The following is a 17745-nucleotide window of genomic DNA, read 5'->3' as shown; positions in this document are numbered from 1 at the left end:
GCGCCGCCGCTGCACTTCGCTATAATCGCCGCCTTGCTGTGCCCGGCGGGTGTGTATTTCCCCCAGGGTGCCTGACAAACCTCGGCTTTTACTGGGCCTGAAAGGATCACCATGTTCGAAAACCTGACCGACCGCCTGTCACAGACGCTGCGCCATGTCACCGGCAAGGCCAAGCTGACCGAAGACAACATCAAGGACACGCTGCGCGAAGTGCGCATGGCCCTGCTTGAGGCCGACGTTGCCCTGCCGGTGGTCAAGGATTTCGTCAATAGCGTCAAGGAGCGTGCGGTCGGCACCGAAGTGTCGCGCAGCCTGACCCCGGGCCAGGCGTTCGTGAAGATCGTCCAGGCCGAGCTGGAAAGCCTGATGGGCGCGGCCAACGAAGACCTTGCCCTGAACGCCGCACCGCCTGCCGTTGTACTGATGGCCGGCCTGCAGGGCGCCGGTAAGACCACCACTGCCGGCAAGCTCGCGCGCTTCCTTAAAGAGCGCAAGAAAAAGAGCGTGATGGTGGTGTCCGCCGACGTCTACCGTCCGGCGGCGATCAAGCAGCTGGAAACCCTGGCCAACGACATCGGCGTCACCTTCTTCCCGTCCGACATCAGCCAGAAGCCGGTGGCCATTGCCGAAGCGGCCATCCGCGAAGCCAAGCTGAAGTTCATCGACGTGGTCATCGTCGACACCGCCGGCCGTCTGCACATCGACGCCGACATGATGGACGAGATCAAGGCGCTGCACGCTGCAGTCAAGCCGATCGAGACCCTGTTCGTGGTCGACGCCATGACCGGCCAGGACGCCGCCAACACTGCCAAGGCCTTTGGCGAGGCCCTGCCACTCACCGGCGTGGTGCTGACCAAGGTGGACGGTGATGCCCGTGGCGGTGCTGCACTGTCGGTGCGCGCCATTACCGGCAAGCCGATCAAGTTCATCGGTATGGGTGAGAAGACCGAGGCCCTCGAGCCGTTCCACCCTGACCGCGTCGCTTCGCGCATCCTCGGCATGGGTGACGTGCTCAGCCTGATCGAGCAAGCCGAGCAGACCATCGACAAGGCCAAGGCCGACAAGCTGGCCAAGAAGCTGAAGAAGGGCAAGGGCTTCGACCTCGAAGACTTCCGCGACCAGCTGCAACAGATGAAGAACATGGGCGGCCTGGGCGGCCTGATGGACAAGCTGCCGAGCATCGGTGGGGTCAACCTGTCGCAGATGGGCAACGCCCAGGGCGCGGCCGAGAAACAGTTCAAGCAGATGGAAGCGATCATCAACTCCATGACCCCGGCCGAGCGCCGCGACCCTGACCTGATCAGTGGTTCGCGCAAGCGCCGTATCGCCTTGGGTTCCGGCACGCAGGTGCAGGACATCGGCCGGCTGATCAAGCAGCACAAGCAAATGCAGAAGATGATGAAGAAATTCTCCGCCAAAGGCGGCATGGCCAAGATGATGCGCGGCTTGGGCGGGATGCTGCCAGGCGGCGGCATGCCGAAGCTGTAATCCCTATTCCGGGAGCCCGCCTTTAGCGGGGCAGGCTTCCAGAACCCCCGCCTGGCGGGGCAACTGCCGTTGATTTAGCGGCTAAATCGGCAAATCTGGACGGTGGGGCAATGCCTTGCCGAAAAAGTCATTTGCAAATGTCCGTGTATTCCCCGAGAATATGCGGCCTTTTGGGCACCCGTGTGCCTATTTGGCATTCAGATTTGCAGTACAAACTGCAACACCGACTATAGGAACGATGTTCACATGGTAACCATTCGTCTGGCCCGTGGCGGCTCGAAAAAGCGCCCATTCTACCACCTGACCGTGACCAACTCGCGTAACGCCCGTGACGGCCGTTTCGTTGAGCGCGTTGGCTTCTTCAACCCGATCGCATCGGGCGCCGAAGTCAAGCTGTCGGTCAACCAAGAGCGCGTCACCTACTGGCTGAGCCAGGGCGCACAGCCGTCTGAGCGTGTTGCTCAGCTGCTGAAGGACGCTGCCAAGGCCGCTGCCTGAACAGTATGAACGCGACGCCAGAAAAGGCTGACGACCTCATCGTCGTTGGCAAGATTTTTTCGGTTCACGGCGTTCGCGGCGAGGTGAAGGTGTATTCCTTTACCGATCCGATTGAAAACCTGTTGGATTATCCCGGCTGGACGCTTCGGCATGAAGGCAAGGTAAAGCAGGTCGAGCTGGTCAGCGGTCGTGGCTCCCAAAAGGGCCTGGTCGTGAAGTTGAAAGGCCTCGATGATCGTGATGAAGCCCGTCTTCTGAGCGGTTACGAAATCTGCATTGCGCGGAGCCTTTTGCCCAACCTGGCTGCCGACGAGTACTACTGGTACCAGTTGGTAGGTCTGAAGGTCATCAACCAGGACGAACAGCTGTTCGGCAAGGTCGATCACCTGTTGGAGACCGGTGCGAACGATGTAATGGTGGTCAAGCCCTGCGCAGGCAGCCTGGATGATCGCGAGCGTCTGTTGCCCTACACGGCGCAATGCGTGCTCAACGTCGACCTGGAAGCAGGCGTGATGCGGGTCGAATGGGACGCGGACTTCTAAACGATGGGTAACCTTCGCGTAGACGTCATCACGTTGTTCCCCGAGATGTTCTCGGCCATCACGGAGTACGGCATTACCAGCCGCGCGGTGAAACAGGGGTTGCTTCAGGTAACTTGCTGGAACCCGCGGGACTACACCACAGATCGTCACCACACGGTAGATGATCGGCCGTTTGGCGGTGGTCCGGGCATGGTGATGAAAATCAAGCCTCTGGAAGACGCCCTGGTTAGCGCCAGGCAAGCGACCGGAGCTGCGGCGAAGGTGATCTACCTCTCGCCACAAGGCCGCAAGCTGACTCAGCAGGCGGTCAAAGGCCTGGCCGAACAGGAATCGTTGATCCTGATCGCCGGTCGTTATGAAGGCATCGACGAGCGCTTTATCGAGGCTCATGTCGATGAGGAGTGGTCGATTGGTGACTATGTGCTTTCCGGTGGCGAGCTGCCGGCCATGGTACTGATCGATGCGGTTACACGGCTGCTGCCCGGAGCTTTAGGGCATGTGGACTCGGCGGAAGAAGACTCCTTCACCGACGGTCTGCTGGATTGCCCGCACTACACCCGACCTGAGGTGTATGCGGATCAGCGTGTTCCCGACGTGTTGCTAAGTGGCAACCATGCACATATCCGGCGTTGGAGGATGAAGCAGTCCCTTGGTAGGACCTTCGAACGACGCGCCGATCTTCTGGAAAGTCGCTCGCTTTCTGGAGAAGAGAAGAAGCTGCTCGAGGAATACCTCCGCGAGCGGGACGATAGTTAAACGTATCGATGGTGGATCGCGTATCCATCTTAGGAGCACAGCATGACCAACAAGATCATCCAGCAGCTCGAAGCCGAGCAGATGAGCAAGGAAATCCCGACCTTCGCACCAGGCGACACAGTTGTTGTCCAGGTTAAAGTGAAGGAAGGTGAGCGTTCCCGTCTGCAGGCGTTCGAAGGCGTTGTTATCGCCAAGCGTAACCGCGGTCTGAACAGCGCCTTCACCGTGCGCAAGATCTCCAGCGGCGTTGGCGTAGAGCGTACCTTCCAGACCTACAGCCCGCAAATCGACAGCCTGGCCGTGAAACGTCGTGGTGACGTGCGTAAAGCCAAGCTGTACTACCTGCGCGACCTGTCCGGCAAAGCCGCTCGCATCAAGGAAAAACTGTCCTGAGTACAGTTTGCCCGGTGGCCAAGGCCGCCTAGCGAGAAAAAAGCAGCCTTCGGGCTGCTTTTTTTGTGGGAGCGGGTTTACCCGCGAAGGGCGCGCAATGGCCCGCCCGCTGTATGATGGAGTAACCCATGAGCACTACCCGAGACCAGGAAATCCAGCGCCGCACCGAGTTGTCGGTGACCCGCGTGACCAAGGCGGTGTTCCCCAACACCACCAACCATCACAACACACTGTTCGGCGGTACCGCCCTGGCCTGGATGGACGAAGTGTCGTTCATCGCCGCCACGCGTTTCTGCCGCCTGCCGCTGGTGACCGTGTCCACCGACCGCATCGACTTCAAGCACCCGATCCCGGCGGGCTCTATCGTTGAACTGGTGGGCTCGGTGGTCAAGGTTGGCAATACCAGCCTGCAGGTGCAGGTGGACGTGTTTGTCGAGAACATGTACCTGGACGGCCGCGAGCGGGCGATTCACGGTGTCTTCAGCTTCGTCGCCATCGATGAGGACAAGCGCCCTGTGCCCGTTTTGCCCCAGGCCTGAGCTTTTCCTGCACCGGCCTCTTCGCGGCTGAAGCCGCTCCCACAGGGGTAAAACAATTCCTGATCTTGTGGCAAACCCTGTGGGAGCGGCTTTAGCCGCGAGGAGGCCAGTACAGACAACCTGTCAGCTGCTGTGAAACACTAGGCCAACGTCCAACACCCAGCAGCCCCGAATGCCCGCCCTAGACCACCCCCTGATCGACCAGTTTCTCGACGCCCTGTGGCTTGAAAAAGGCCTGTCCGACAACACCCGCGTGTCTTATCGCAGCGATCTGGCGCTGTTTAACGGCTGGCTGCAGGAGCATTCGGTTTCCCTGCCCGACGCCGGCCGTGACCTGATCCTCGACCACCTCGCCTGGCGCCTCGATCAGGGCTATAAGCCACGCTCCACGGCGCGCTTTCTGTCCGGCCTGCGGGGTTTCTTCCGCTACCTGCTGCGCGAGAAGCTGGTGGCGATTGACCCGACCCTGCAGGTCGAGATGCCGCAACTGGGCAAGCCGCTGCCCAAGTCGTTGTCCGAAGCTGACGTTGAAGCCTTGCTGCAGGCCCCGGACCTGGGTGAAGCCATCGGCCAGCGTGACCGCGCCATGCTCGAAGTGCTGTATGCCTGCGGTCTGCGCGTCACCGAACTGGTCAGCCTGACCCTTGACCAGATCAACCTGCGCCAAGGTGTGCTTCGGGTGATGGGCAAGGGCAGCAAAGAGCGCCTGGTGCCCATGGGCGAAGAGGCAGTAGTGTGGCTGGAGCGCTACCAGCGCGATGGCCGCGCCGAGTTGCTCAATGGCCGCCCCAGCGACGTGCTGTTCCCCAGCCAGCGCGGCGAACAGATGACCCGCCAGACCTTCTGGCACCGCATCAAGCACCATGCCCGGGTGGCAGGTATCGACAAACCGCTGTCGCCACACACGCTGCGCCATGCCTTTGCCACTCACCTGCTCAACCATGGGGCCGACCTGCGCGTGGTCCAGATGCTGCTCGGCCACAGCGACCTCTCGACCACTCAGATCTACACCCACGTGGCCAAAGCCCGCCTGCAGCAGTTGCATGCACAGCACCACCCACGTGGATGAATGTTTTTCATGTTCCGCCGACTGGTCCTTGCAAGCCCCTTCACCGGTGGTGTGATGTGGTAGGCTTGGGCGGTTTGCACCAAGGGCCGCACGGCCACCGCGTATTTTCCGCAGGTGGCGCCCTCCGGCCCCTGTCCGCCTTCAGGAGTTCCCATGCGCGTGACCCAGTTTTTCGCCGCCGCCGCGTTGGCGCTGGCCAGTACCTTTGCCGTTGCCGCGGCAACCGACAGCAATGCCGTGGCCGAGCAGGCCATCCGCAAATCGCTGCAGAACCTCGAGCTGGAAGTACCAGTAGAAAGCGTGGCCAGCAGCCCGCTCAACGGCCTGTATGAAGTCAAGCTGCAGGGCGGCCGCGTGTTGTATGCCAGCGCCGACGGCCAGTTCGTGATGCAGGGCTACCTGTTCCAGATCCAGGACGGCAAGCCGGTCAACCTCACCGAGAAGACCGAACGCCAAGGGGTTGCCAAACTCATCAACGGCATTCCAGCCGCCGAGATGGTGGTTTATCCTGCCAAAGGCGAGACCAAGTCGCACATCACCGTGTTCACCGACACCACCTGCCCGTATTGCCACAAATTGCACGCCGAAGTGCCCGAGTTGAACCGTCGCGGTATCGAAGTGCGCTATGTCGCCTTCCCGCGCCAAGGGCTCGGCTCGCCGGGTGACCAGCAGTTGCAGGCGGTGTGGTGCTCCAGTGACCGCCGCGGGGCGATGGACAAGATGGTCGAAGGTGAAGAGATCAAGGCCGCCAAGTGCGCCAACCCGGTCGGCAAGCAATTCCAGCTGGGCCAGTCGATCGGCGTCAACGGCACGCCGGCTATCGTCCTCGAAAGCGGCCAGGTCATTCCGGGCTACCAGCCGGCACCGCAGGTCGCCAAGCTGGCACTTGCCAAGTAATCCAATTCAGTACGCCGTCGTCATGGGGTGACGGCATGTTTCACGGTCGGCGAAGGTGTCGGCCGTTCAATGGGGAGTTCACAGTGAAACCGGTCAAAGTAGGCATCTGTGGGTTGGGGACCGTCGGTGGCGGAACCTTCAATGTACTTCAGCGCAACGCCGAGGAGATTGCCCGCCGTGCCGGGCGCGGTATTGAAGTGGCCCAGATCGCCATGCGCTCGCAGAACCCGAACTGCCAGATTACCGGTACCCCCATTACCGCTGACGTGTTCGAAGTTGCGAGCAACCCGGAGATCGATATCGTCATCGAGCTGATCGGTGGCTACACCATCGCCCGCGATCTGGTGCTCAAGGCCATCGAAAACGGCAAGCATGTGGTCACCGCCAACAAGGCGCTGATTGCCGTGCATGGTAACGAAATTTTTGCCAAGGCCCGCGAAAAGGGCGTGATCGTCGCCTTCGAAGCGGCCGTGGCGGGTGGCATCCCGGTGATCAAGGCTATCCGCGAAGGCCTGTCGGCCAACCGTATCAACTGGCTGGCCGGCATCATCAACGGCACCGGCAACTTCATCCTCACCGAAATGCGTGAGAAGGGCCGTGCCTTCCCGGACGTGCTGGCCGAAGCCCAGGCGCTGGGTTACGCCGAAGCCGACCCGACCTTCGACGTCGAAGGCATCGATGCCGCGCACAAGCTGACCATCCTGGCGTCGATCGCTTTCGGCATTCCGCTGCAGTTTGACAAGGCCTACACCGAAGGCATCACCCAGCTGACCACCGCTGACGTGAACTACGCCGAGGCCCTGGGTTACCGCATCAAGCACCTGGGCGTGGCGCGCCGCACCGCCGAAGGCATCGAGCTGCGCGTGCACCCGACGCTGATCCCGGCCGACCGCCTGATCGCCAACGTCAACGGTGTGATGAACGCCGTCATGGTCAACGGTGATGCTGCCGGTTCCACCTTGTATTACGGTGCTGGCGCCGGCATGGAGCCCACCGCTTCGTCGGTGGTCGGCGACTTGGTCGATGTGGTCCGCGCCATGACCTCCGACCCGGAAAACCGCGTACCGCACCTGGCCTTCCAGCCAGACTCGCTGTCGGCCCACCCGATCCTGCCGATCGAAGCCTGCAAAAGCGCCTACTACCTGCGCATCCAGGCCAAGGATCACCCAGGCGTACTGGCCCAGGTGGCCAGCATCCTGTCGGAGCGTGGCATCAACATCGAGTCGATCATGCAGAAGGAAGCCGAGGAGCAGGACGGCCTGGTGCCAATGATCCTCCTGACCCACGGCGTGGTCGAGCAGAGCATCAACGACGCCATCGTCGCCCTGGAAGCCCTGCAGGACGTGGTCGGCAAGGTCGTGCGCATCCGCGTCGAACAGCTCAACTAACAAACGAGTGCCGTCGGGCCGCCAGTGCGGCCCCGGCCCCAGCATTGAAGGTTTGCACCCATGCGCTATATCAGTACCCGCGGCCAGGCACCGGCCCTGAATTTCGAAGACGTGCTGCTGGCTGGCCTGGCCAGTGACGGCGGCCTGTACGTCCCCGAGAACCTGCCACGCTTTACCCAGGAAGAAATCGCCTCGTGGGCTGGCCTGCCGTACCACGAGCTGGCCTTCCGTGTGATGCGCCCGTTTGTTGAAGGCAGCATCGCCGACGCCGACTTCAAGAAGATCCTCGAAGAAACCTACGGCGAGTTCGCTCACGCTGCGGTCGCCCCGCTGCGTCAGCTGAACAGCAACGAGTGGGTGCTGGAGCTGTTCCACGGCCCGACCCTGGCGTTCAAGGACTTCGCCCTGCAACTGCTTGGCCGTCTGCTTGACCACGTGTTGGCCAAGCGTAACGAGCGCGTAGTGATCATCGGTGCCACCAGCGGTGATACCGGTTCCGCCGCCATCGAAGGCTGCCGCCGTTGCGACAACGTCGACATCTTCATCCTGCACCCGCACCAGCGCGTGTCTGAAGTGCAGCGCCGCCAAATGACCACCCTCTTCGGCGACAACATCCACAACATCGCCATCGAAGGCAACTTCGATGACTGCCAGGAAATGGTCAAGGCCAGCTTCGCTGACCAGTCGTTCCTCAAGGGCACCCGCCTGGTGGCAGTCAACTCGATCAACTGGGCGCGCATCATGGCCCAGATCGTCTACTACTTCCATGCAGCCCTGCAGTTGGGTGGCCCGGCGCGTTCGGTGGCATTCTCGGTGCCAACCGGCAACTTCGGCGATATCTTCGCCGGTTACCTGGCGCGCAACATGGGCCTGCCGGTCAGCCAGCTGATCGTCGCCACCAACCGCAACGACATCCTGCACCGCTTCATGAGCGGCAATCAGTACGTCAAGGAAACCCTGCACGCGACCCTGTCGCCGTCGATGGACATCATGGTCTCGTCCAACTTCGAGCGCCTGCTGTTCGACCTGCACGGTCGCAACGGTGGGGCGATTGCCGAGCTGATGGACAGCTTCAAACAAGGTGGCGGCTTCAGCGTCGAGCAAGGCCGCTGGACCGAAGCCCGCAAGCTGTTCGACTCGCTGGCCGTGAGTGACGAGCAGACTTGCGAGACCATTGCCGAGGTCTTCGCCGCCACCGGTGAAGTGCTCGACCCGCATACCGCGATCGGGGTCAAGGCTGCCCGTGAGTGCCGCCGTAGCCTGGATACGCCAATGGTGGTGCTGGGTACCGCGCACCCGGTCAAGTTCCCGGAAGCGGTAGAGAAGGCGGGTGTAGGCAAGGCGCTGGAACTGCCGGCGCACCTCAGCGACCTGTTCAGCCGTGAAGAGCGTTGCACGGTGCTGGCCAATGACCTGAAAGCAGTCCAGGGCTTTGTCAGCCAGCACGGTAACCGCGGCAAGCCGCTGTAACTGCGTTGTCTTCTGGGGCCGCAACGCGGCTCCAGAAGCTCGGAATCTTCCCTCAAGCGTTTCAGAATAGTCCTATTCAGGCGCCTCAACGCGTAGCCTAAATTAGCCGGTCCTCTCACCAGGAGCGGCATATGCACCAGCCCTACGTGTTGATCCACCAGGCTCGCCCATCACACCAGATCATCCTGCACCAGGCCCTCAATGCCCAAGGCATGTTCAACGTGCGCATCAGCGCAAACGCAACCGACCTGGACGCCTGCCTGGCCGCTGAACGTGGGCCCGATCTGCTGATTCTTGACCATGCCATGCCAACCCGGGCGGGCCTTGCCTTGCTCGCACGGCAGCATCGAGCACGTGCGCTGTTGTTCGTCGGCCAAGCCACTCCCAAACACCAGGACCTTGCCCAGGCGGCAAGAAATCGGGGCCTTTGGGTGCTCGCCGAACTCCCCTGGCCGCTTTCTACCACACGCCTGCAGCGTGCCTTGCAAGCGCTGCAAGCCCGCCCGTGGCGGCGTATTCAAACTGTCACGTCTGCCACGCATGCTCACTGAAACTGCGCGGCATGACGAACTTTGCGCTGCGCTTGTTGGTCAGTTCCTTTAGATCCCACCACGCAGCGAGTGACCCGGATGGAAAGAATCTGCAAACTGCTCAACGAAGCCCTGACGCCTTACCAGGCCCAGCTCGGCGTTGCTGATGCCAGCGGTAATCGCCAATTGACCCTGCACGACCGTGTCGCCGGCATTACGCTACGGCGCACGGTCAGCGAGCGTCAGTTGCAAGAGCAGCGCCTGTTGATCGATCTGGTAGATGGCCTGCACCGTGACTTGCAGATCGCCGAAGGGCGTTTGCAGCCCTGTGTGATCGCGGCGCTGCAGCAGCGTCAGGAACCGAGGGGAACCTTTGCCTGAGTAGCTCATCAGACAGTGTAAGGGTAGCCAGCCAGTGCTTTGCTCCGGTGCTGGCAATGCTACCTCGGGAAGCCTCAATGGCTTTCGCTTGGCCCCGGGCGTCTTCCCCAGCGTCCGGGGTTTCTTTTTTCCGGGCAGGCTTTTACAGGGCCCAGGCATGCTGATCAACCGGCTATTGGTCTTCGAAGAAGTGCTTGCTTTCTTCCAGGTAGTCTTCATGCAGCGCCGGGTCCAGCCAGCGCGCATACCACTGTGGCAACACATTCCGGCGCAGTGCAGGCAAGAGCTGGTCGATATGCGCGATCGCTGCGCGCCCTAGCGGGCTGTCCGAGCAACCTACATGCAAAAACTGGTAGCGCGCCACCCCCTGCACAGGATGAAACTGGTAATCCGCCAGTGAGCCCCCTTGCTGCTGAATCAGATAACGCACTTCCGGCCAGTACCCGAGCACCATGCGCAGGCGCCCCAGCTGTTGCATCTGCAGCAGGTTGGCGGTGGCATCATTGCCGTAATGGCGGCTGAGCACGCTGTCGGGCAACTGGCGCAGGATGGCGTCAATCTGGGTGCCGTAGCTGCGCTCGGCAACAATTCCGAGCTTCAGCGAGTCGTTGCTCAGCAGGCCATGCAGGTCTACCTGCTGCCCGTCGAGGTAGGGTGCCACCAGCGCCTGGTTTTCCTGGCGCAGCACCAGGCCACCGCTGAGCACGCCCAGCGATGGCATGGAAAAGCGCACATATTCGGCACGTTCCGCGGTCCATAGCAGTGTCGGGTCGCAGGTGAAGCTGTTGCGGTCTTGCAGCATCTGGATGCCGCGGGCGCGGTTGACCCGTACGATGCTGTGGTCGTATTCAGGCATCTGCCCGATGAGCAGCGGCAACAACTGGTCGATTACCCCTTGGCCTTTTTCCGTGCCGTGAAAAATGGTGAAGGGCGGCAGGTCACGTACCAGCCAGACGATGCGTTCTTTGGCACTGACTGGCTGCAGGAGCAATGCGGGCAGTAGCCCGCACAGCAGGATCAGGTGGCGTAACCCGCGGGCAGCGCGCATGGGCGAGGGCGGCGGCAGGCGTCAGACCGCGCCGGCTTCGCGCAGGCCGGCAATGGCCGCCGCGTCATAGCCCAGGCGGGTAAGCAGTGCTTCGGTATGTTCGCCCAGCGCCGGGCCGACCCACTCGGTGGAACCAGGCGTATCCGACAGCTTGGGCACGATGCCCGGCATGCGGAACGGCTTGCCGTCCGGCAGCTTGGCTTGCAAGAACATCTCCCGCGCCAGGTACTGCGGGTCCTTGAACATGTCCTCGGCCGAATAGATACGGCTGGCGGGCACTTCGGCCGTGGTCAGTACCTGCATCAATTGCTCCTGGGGCAGGCTGTTGGCCCAGCGGTCGATCACCCCGTACAGTTCGTCTCGGCGCAGGTCACGGCCATCGTTGCTGGCCAAGGTCGGGTCTTCTGCCAGGTCGGCACGGCCGATGGCCTGCATGAAGCGCTTGAAGATTGCATCGCCGTTGGCGCCGATCTGCACGTGCTTGCCGTCGGCGCTGGTATGGATCGAGGAGGGCGTGATACCCGGCATGATGTTGCCGGTGCGCTCGCGGATAAAGCCGAACACATCGAATTCCGGGACCATGCTTTCCATCATGGCGAAAATCGCCTCGTACAGCGCCACGTCCACCACCTGGCCCTGGCCGCCATTGACTTCACGGTGGCGCAGCGCCATCAGCGCGCCGATTACCCCCCACAAGGCGGCAATCGAGTCACCGATGGAAATGCCCGTGCGCACCGGCGGGCGGTCGTCGAAGCCGGTGATGTAGCGCAAACCGCCCATCGACTCGCCCACGGCGCCAAAGCCCGGCTGGTCTTTCATCGGCCCGGTCTGGCCAAAGCCCGAAAGGCGCACCATCACCAGGCCCGGGTTCAGCGCATGCAGCACATCCCAGCCCAGGCCGAGCTTTTCCAGCACGCCCGGGCGGAAGTTCTCGATCAGGATGTCGGCGTCGGCCAGCAGGCGCTTCAGAATCTCGCGGCCCTCGGGGTGCTTGAGGTTGAGGGTGAGCGATTGCTTGTTGCGCGCCTGCACGAACCACCACAGCGAAGTGCCCTCGTACAGCTTGCGCCACTTGCGCAACGGGTCGCCGCCGTCGGGGGATTCGACCTTGATCACCTCGGCGCCGAATTCGGCACAGATGCGCGAGGCAAACGGCCCGGCAATCAGGGTGCCAAGTTCGACAACTTTGAGGCCGGCGAGGGGTTTGCTGGGCGTCGACATGGGGTATCCGTGGCAGCTGGGCAGAGCCGTGGTTTTATCACACGTCGGTTTCGCCGGGTACTGCTGCGGCGCATGGAGGGAGCGGATGGGTTAGACTGTGCCACTTTTCTTTTGCACGAAGCCCGTCGACCATGGCCCAGCCGTCCACCACCTACAAGTTCGAATTGAATCTGACCGACCTTGATCGCAATGTCTACGAAAGCGTCAAGCAGACCATTGCCCGCCATCCTTCGGAAACGGAAGAGCGTATGGCGGTTCGTCTGTTGGCGTACGCGCTCTGGTACAACGAGAACTTGTCGTTTGGCCGCGGTCTTTCGGATGTCGATGAGCCGGCGCTGTGGGAAAAGAGCCTGGATGATCGCGTGTTGCACTGGATCGAAGTTGGCCAGCCAGACGCCGACCGCCTGACCTGGTGCTCGCGCCGTACCGAACGCACCAGCCTGCTGGCCTATGGCAGCCTGCGTGTGTGGGAAGGCAAGGTGGTAGGTGCCGTGAAGAACCTGAAAAACCTGAACATCGCTGCCGTGCCTCAGGAGGTGCTGGAGACGCTGGCTACCGACATGCCGCGCAGCATCAAGTGGGACGTGATGATCAGTGAAGGTACGGTGTTCGTGACCGATGACCGTGGCCAGCACGAGGTGCAACTGCAGTGGCTGCTCGGTGAGCGTGGCTGAAGCGACCTATGCGTATTGAACCTCGCCCCCTGCCGCCGACACTGCCATTTCTGGGTAACTTGCCACCCTTGCTGACCCGTCTGTACGCCGCGCGCGGCGTACAGTGCGAGGCCGAGCTCGACAAAAGCCTGGCGCGCCTGCTGCCGTACCAGCAACTCAAGGGCATCGAGGCCGGTGTCGACCTGCTGGTCGAGGCGCTGGACCAGCGCCAGCGCATTCTTATCGTTGGCGATTTCGATGCCGATGGCGCCACGGCAAGCACCGTCGGGGTGCTGGGCCTGCGGCTGCTGGGTGCGGCCCACGTCGATTACCTGGTGCCCAACCGCTTCGAATACGGCTATGGCCTGACCCCGGAAATCGTCGAGGTGGCGCTGCAGCGTCAGCCGCAACTGCTGATCACCGTGGACAATGGTATTTCCAGCGTCGAGGGTGTGGCGGCAGCCAAGGCCGCCGGGCTCAAGGTGCTGGTCACTGACCACCACCTGCCAGGCCAGCAACTGCCCGATGCCGACGCTATCATCAACCCCAACCAGCCTGGCTGTACGTTCCCGAGCAAGGCGCTGGCCGGGGTAGGGGTGATCTTCTATGTGCTGATGGCCCTGCGCGCGCGCCTGCGCAGCCTGGGGCGCTATGAGACGCAAGCACAGCCGAACATCGGCGAGCTGCTCGACCTGGTCGCGTTGGGCAGCGTTGCCGACGTGGTGCCGCTGGATGCCAACAACCGCATCCTGGTGCATCAGGGCCTTGAGCGCATCCGCGCCGGTCGCGCCCGCCCAGGGCTTAAAGCAATTCTCGAAGTGGCCCGCCGCGATCACCGGCGTATCACCTCGACTGACCTTGGCTTCATCCTGGGCCCGCGGCTGAACGCCGCCGGTCGCCTGGACGACATGAGCCTGGGCATCGAGTGCCTGCTGTGCGAAGACGCGGCGCTGGCCCAGGACATGGCCCAGCAGCTTGACGGGTTGAACCAGGACCGCAAGTCCATCGAGCAGGGCATGCAACGCGAGGCCCTGGCCCAGCTCAAGGACCTGCCGGTGGAGTCCATGCCGTATGGGTTGTGCCTGTTCGATGCCGACTGGCACCAGGGCGTGATCGGTATTCTGGCTTCGCGGCTGAAAGAGCGTTACCACCGGCCTACCATCGCCTTCGCCGATGCCGGTGAAGGCATGCTCAAAGGGTCGGCGCGGTCGGTACCAGGCTTCCACATCCGCGATGCACTGGATGCCGTGGCGGCGCGCCACCCACAACTGATCAGCAAGTTCGGCGGCCACGCCATGGCTGCGGGCTTATCGTTGCCTGAGGGTAATTTCCCGGCCTTTGCCGAGGCGTTTGACGAAGAAGTGCGTCGCCAGCTGCGTGAGGAAGACCTGACAGGTCGGCTGTTGTCAGATGGCAGCCTGGCCGTGGAGGAATTTCACCTCGACCTGGCCAAGGCCCTGCGCCATGCCGGGCCTTGGGGCCAGCATTTCCCCGAGCCGCTGTTCCACGGCGTGTTCCAGCTGGTGGAGCAGCGCGTGGTGGGCGAGCGGCACCTGAAGGTGGTGCTCAAGAGCGAGTGTGGTTCGGTGCGACTGGATGGCATTGCTTTTGGCGTCGACCGCGAAGTGTGGCCGAACCCGACCGTGCGCTGGGTCGAACTGGCGTACAAGCTGGATGTGAACGAGTTTCGTGGCAACGAAAGTGTGCAGTTGATGATTGCCCACATGGAGCCGCGCTGACGGGGTCGCTGGGCTTGCCTTGAGTTGTTTGGTGTGGCGAAAATCGAGCGCCGCCCGCGCGGCGCATCGCGACGCAAGGCCGCTCCCACATTTGTTGCAACGTGCCAAACCTGCAAGGCCATGGTTGCGCGCCTTGTTGATCTGACGATGCCTGTGCGCTGACGCTGTTATCGCTCCACCAGCCTTCCGTCATGCGCCAAGGCTGACAACCATGGCCTCACAGACATGGCCACGTTGCAACAAATGTGGGAGCGGCCTTGCGTCGCGATGCGCCGCGCGGGCGGCGCTCGATCTCACCGGCGACATCACTTTCGAGCCTGACACCCGCACCCCACCCGCACCCCACCCAAAATCCCATGGAACCTCCCCCCCACCCATTCTGGTCTAGTCTGAAGTTATGACCGGACCTGGGCCAGGGACGTGCAATTGAGTGCCCGGGCCGGATCACCATTGGAGTTCTTGGGAGGTGCCCTCATGAGCCTGCTGCTCGAGCCTTACACCCTGCGTCAGCTGACCCTGCCCAACCGCATCGCCGTATCGCCGATGTGCCAGTATTCCGCCATCGATGGCCTGGCCAACGACTGGCACCTTGTCCATTTAGGCAGCCGTGCGGTGGGTGGCGCGGGTTTGGTGATCACGGAAGCCGTGGCGGTTACTGCCGATGGCCGCATCACCGCCGAAGACCTCGGCCTGTGGGACGATGCCCAGATTGCACCGCTGCAACGCATCACCCGTTTCATTACCGCCCAGGGGGCCGTGCCGGGCATACAATTGGCGCACGCCGGGCGCAAGGCCAGTACCTACCGCCCATGGCTGGGCAAACAGGGCAGTGTGAAAGTCGAAGAGGGAGGCTGGCAGCCAGTAGGCCCATCGAAGATCGCCTTCGACCCGCAACACACAGCGCCACACGAGCTGACCCAGGACGAGATCCAGGGCGTAATCGCGGCCTTTGTCGCCTCGACTGAGCGCGCCTTGAAGGCCGGTTTCAAGGTGGTCGAAATACACGCCGCCCATGGTTACCTGCTGCATCAGTTCCTGTCACCGTTGAGCAACCAGCGCCGCGACGAGTACGGCAGTTGCTTTGAAAACCGTATCCGCCTGACCCTGCAGGTGGTCGAGGCCGTGCGCACGGTGTGGCCTGCCGAATTGCCGCTATTGGTGCGGGTTTCGGCAACCGATTGGGTCGAGGATGGCTGGAACCCGGATGAAACCGTCGAACTGGCTCGTCGCCTGCGAGGGTTGGGTGTGGACCTGATCGATGTGTCCTCTGGCGGTACCTCGGTAAACGCCGAGATCCCCACCGGCCCCGGCTACCAGACCCGCTTCGCCGAACGTGTGCGCAAGGAATCGGAAATTGCCACCGGCACCGTGGGCATGATCACCGAACCGGCCCAGGCCGAACACATTCTGCGCACTGGCCAGGCCGACCTCATCTTCCTCGCCCGCGAACTGCTGCGCGACCCGTACTGGCCACTGCACGCCGACGACGACCTGGGCGGCAACAAGGCCACCTGGCCTGCGCAGTACCAGCGCGCGACCAGCCGCGCCAACCCGATTCACGAGTCCGATTTGCGCGACTAGCGTACCGGCCTGCGGGTGATTTGCGAAATTTTGTGCAGGGCAGAAATCGAGCGCCGCCCGCGCGGCGCTCGATCTCGTACGCGCCACAACTCTAACGACAGACTCCAACGCTTTCCTCAATGCTTGATCATCACATGCCGCACGCAGGTGTAGTCCTCCAGCCCATACATCGACATATCCTTCCCATACCCTGAATGCTTCTGCCCGCCATGGGGCATTTCGCTGACCAGCATGAAGTGGGTATTCACCCAGGTGCAGCCGTACTGCAAGCGCGCCGCCAGGCGGTGGGCGCGGCCGGTGTCGCGGGTCCACACCGATGAGGCAAGGCCGTAGTTGGAGTCGTTGGCCCATTCCAGCGCCTGCGCTTCGTCTTTAAAGCGCGTGACCGAGACCACTGGGCCGAATACTTCGTTGCGCACGATCTCGTCGTCCTGCAGGGCGTCGGCCAGCACGGTCGGCTCGAAGTAGAAACCATTGCCCTCAATCGCCTTGCCACCCGTCACCAGGCGAATGTGCGGTTGGGCGATGGCCCGCTGCACCAGCCCGGCGACCTTGTCGCGGTGCTGGGCACTGATCAGCGGCCCCAGTTCGGTGTCCTCGGCCTCCTGCAGGCCAGGTTTCAGGCTCGCTACTGCTGCACCCAGGCCCTCGACGAAGCGGTCGTAGATACCGTCCTGCACATAAAGGCGACAGGCTGCGGTGCAGTCCTGGCCGGCGTTGTAGAAGCCGAACGTGCGGATGCCGTCGATGGCGGCGTCGATGTCAGCATCATCAAACACCAGCACAGGCGCCTTGCCACCCAGCTCCATGTGCATGCGTTTCACGCTGTCGGCGGTGGCGCTGATGATGTGCGCGCCCGTGGGGATGGAGCCTGTCAGCGACACCATGCGCACCTTGGGATGGCTGACCAGCGGGTTGCCGACGGTCTGGCCGCGGCCAAAGAGAATGTTCAGCACGCCCGGCGGCAGCAGGTCCTGGGCCAGTTCACCCAGTCGCAAGGCGGTCAGCGGGGTCAGTTCGGAGGGTTTGATCACCACCGTGTTGCCGGCTGCCAAGGCCGGCGCGATCTTCCAGGCCAGCATCATCAACGGGTAGTTCCAGGGTGCGATGGAGGCCACCACACCCAACGGGTCGCGACGGATCATCGAGGTGTGGCCCGGCAGATATTCGCCGGCCGCCGAGCCGCCCAGGCAGCGCGCCGCACCGGCAAAGTAGCGGAACACATCGGCAATCGCCGGGATTTCGTCGTTCAGCGCCGCGCTGAGGGGCTTGCCGCAGTTCTGCGATTCCAGCCGGGCCAGTTCATCGCCATGGGCTTCGATGGCGTCCGCCAGCGCCAGCAAGGTTTGCGAGCGATCCTTGGGGCTGGTTTGCGACCAGCTGTCGAAGGCTTGGTCGGCGGCGCGCACGGCGCTGTCCACCTGGGCCTCGGTGGCTTCGTTGATTTGCGCCAGGGCCGTACCCAGCGCCGGGTTGAGTACGGTCCAGGCCGGGCCTTGACCTGCGACCAGCTGGCCATTGATCAGCATCTGCGTTTGCATCGGGGGCTCCT

General features: G+C 62.6%; 18 protein-coding genes. 15 read left to right on the top strand and 3 right to left on the bottom strand.

Annotation, left to right across the window (positions count from 1 at the left end):
- Nucleotides 1-111: 111 nt before the first annotated feature.
- The 12 genes from ffh (at nucleotide 112) to CKW35_RS09090 (ending at nucleotide 9951) form a co-directional block, all read left to right on the top strand.
- Entirely contained in the window at nucleotides 112-1488 is a 1377-nt protein-coding gene (gene ffh / locus CKW35_RS09145; protein WP_012270758.1) for a signal recognition particle protein, read from the top strand.
- Between the two features lie 246 nt (nucleotides 1489-1734).
- Nucleotides 1735-1986: a 30S ribosomal protein S16 gene (gene rpsP, locus CKW35_RS09140; RefSeq protein WP_008094480.1), complete on the top strand. Its 252-nt coding sequence runs from the start codon at nucleotides 1735-1737 to the stop codon at nucleotides 1984-1986.
- 5 nt (nucleotides 1987-1991) lie between these two features.
- Nucleotides 1992-2528, top strand: coding sequence for a ribosome maturation factor RimM (gene rimM, locus CKW35_RS09135; RefSeq protein WP_023047325.1), 537 nt, complete (start codon nucleotides 1992-1994; stop codon nucleotides 2526-2528).
- Between the two features lie 3 nt (nucleotides 2529-2531).
- Nucleotides 2532-3284, top strand: coding sequence for a tRNA (guanosine(37)-N1)-methyltransferase TrmD (gene trmD, locus CKW35_RS09130; RefSeq protein WP_003252146.1), 753 nt, complete (start codon nucleotides 2532-2534; stop codon nucleotides 3282-3284).
- 42 nt (nucleotides 3285-3326) lie between these two features.
- Nucleotides 3327-3677, top strand: coding sequence for a 50S ribosomal protein L19 (gene rplS, locus CKW35_RS09125; protein WP_003252148.1), 351 nt, complete (start codon nucleotides 3327-3329; stop codon nucleotides 3675-3677).
- A gap of 128 nt (nucleotides 3678-3805) precedes the next feature.
- Nucleotides 3806-4216, top strand: a complete 411-nt coding sequence (locus CKW35_RS09120) for an acyl-CoA thioesterase (protein ID WP_016485145.1) — start codon at nucleotides 3806-3808, stop codon at nucleotides 4214-4216.
- 172 nt (nucleotides 4217-4388) lie between these two features.
- Nucleotides 4389-5285: a site-specific tyrosine recombinase XerD gene (gene xerD, locus CKW35_RS09115; RefSeq protein WP_016485146.1), complete on the top strand. Its 897-nt coding sequence runs from the start codon at nucleotides 4389-4391 to the stop codon at nucleotides 5283-5285.
- A gap of 153 nt (nucleotides 5286-5438) precedes the next feature.
- Nucleotides 5439-6182 carry a thioredoxin fold domain-containing protein gene (locus CKW35_RS09110; protein ID WP_016485147.1) on the top strand — a complete coding sequence of 248 codons (744 nt, stop codon included), beginning with the start codon at nucleotides 5439-5441 and terminating at the stop codon, nucleotides 6180-6182.
- Between the two features lie 83 nt (nucleotides 6183-6265).
- The gene (locus CKW35_RS09105) at nucleotides 6266-7570 is read left to right on the top strand and encodes a homoserine dehydrogenase (protein ID WP_016485148.1); all 1305 of its coding nucleotides are present in this window, start codon (nucleotides 6266-6268) and stop codon (nucleotides 7568-7570) included.
- Nucleotides 7571-7630: 60 nt separating this feature from the next.
- Nucleotides 7631-9040 (top strand): threonine synthase, encoded by a 1410-nt coding sequence (gene thrC, locus CKW35_RS09100; protein ID WP_095115749.1) that lies wholly within the window; start codon nucleotides 7631-7633, stop codon nucleotides 9038-9040.
- A 131-nt stretch (nucleotides 9041-9171) separates the two neighbouring features.
- Nucleotides 9172-9591 (top strand): response regulator, encoded by a 420-nt coding sequence (locus CKW35_RS09095; RefSeq protein WP_095115747.1) that lies wholly within the window; start codon nucleotides 9172-9174, stop codon nucleotides 9589-9591.
- Nucleotides 9592-9669: 78 nt separating this feature from the next.
- Nucleotides 9670-9951, top strand: a complete 282-nt coding sequence (locus CKW35_RS09090) for a DUF3509 domain-containing protein (RefSeq protein ID WP_016485151.1) — start codon at nucleotides 9670-9672, stop codon at nucleotides 9949-9951.
- 172 nt (nucleotides 9952-10123) lie between these two features.
- Here the strand turns inward: CKW35_RS09090 and CKW35_RS09085 are convergent, their stop codons facing one another.
- Nucleotides 10124-10999: a TIGR02285 family protein gene (locus tag CKW35_RS09085; protein ID WP_016485152.1), complete on the bottom strand. Its 876-nt coding sequence runs from the start codon at nucleotides 10997-10999 to the stop codon at nucleotides 10124-10126.
- Between the two features lie 21 nt (nucleotides 11000-11020).
- On the bottom strand, nucleotides 11021-12220 hold the full coding sequence (locus CKW35_RS09080) for a CaiB/BaiF CoA-transferase family protein (protein ID WP_095115745.1): 1200 nt from the start codon (nucleotides 12218-12220) through the stop codon (nucleotides 11021-11023).
- Nucleotides 12221-12351: 131 nt separating this feature from the next.
- Here CKW35_RS09080 and CKW35_RS09075 point away from each other — a divergent pair, with 131 nt between their 5' ends.
- The 3 genes from CKW35_RS09075 (at nucleotide 12352) to CKW35_RS09065 (ending at nucleotide 16193) form a co-directional block, all read left to right on the top strand.
- Nucleotides 12352-12894 (top strand): YaeQ family protein, encoded by a 543-nt coding sequence (locus tag CKW35_RS09075; RefSeq protein ID WP_016485154.1) that lies wholly within the window; start codon nucleotides 12352-12354, stop codon nucleotides 12892-12894.
- 8 nt (nucleotides 12895-12902) lie between these two features.
- A complete protein-coding gene (recJ, locus tag CKW35_RS09070; RefSeq protein ID WP_095115743.1) occupies nucleotides 12903-14612 on the top strand; it encodes a single-stranded-DNA-specific exonuclease RecJ in 1710 nt (569 codons plus the stop codon).
- 474 nt (nucleotides 14613-15086) lie between these two features.
- Nucleotides 15087-16193 (top strand): NADH:flavin oxidoreductase/NADH oxidase, encoded by a 1107-nt coding sequence (locus tag CKW35_RS09065; RefSeq protein ID WP_016485156.1) that lies wholly within the window; start codon nucleotides 15087-15089, stop codon nucleotides 16191-16193.
- A 116-nt stretch (nucleotides 16194-16309) separates the two neighbouring features.
- On the opposite strand, the gene CKW35_RS09060 is transcribed toward CKW35_RS09065, so the two are convergent.
- Nucleotides 16310-17734, bottom strand: coding sequence for a gamma-aminobutyraldehyde dehydrogenase (locus CKW35_RS09060; protein WP_024717678.1), 1425 nt, complete (start codon nucleotides 17732-17734; stop codon nucleotides 16310-16312).
- Between the last annotated feature and the right edge of the window lie 11 nt (nucleotides 17735-17745).

Source organism: Pseudomonas sp. Irchel 3F3, assembly GCF_900187545.1.
GTDB classification, from domain to species: Bacteria; Pseudomonadota; Gammaproteobacteria; order Pseudomonadales; family Pseudomonadaceae; genus Aquipseudomonas; species Aquipseudomonas fortuita.
This window is presented reverse-complemented; position numbering and strand designations above follow the sequence as displayed.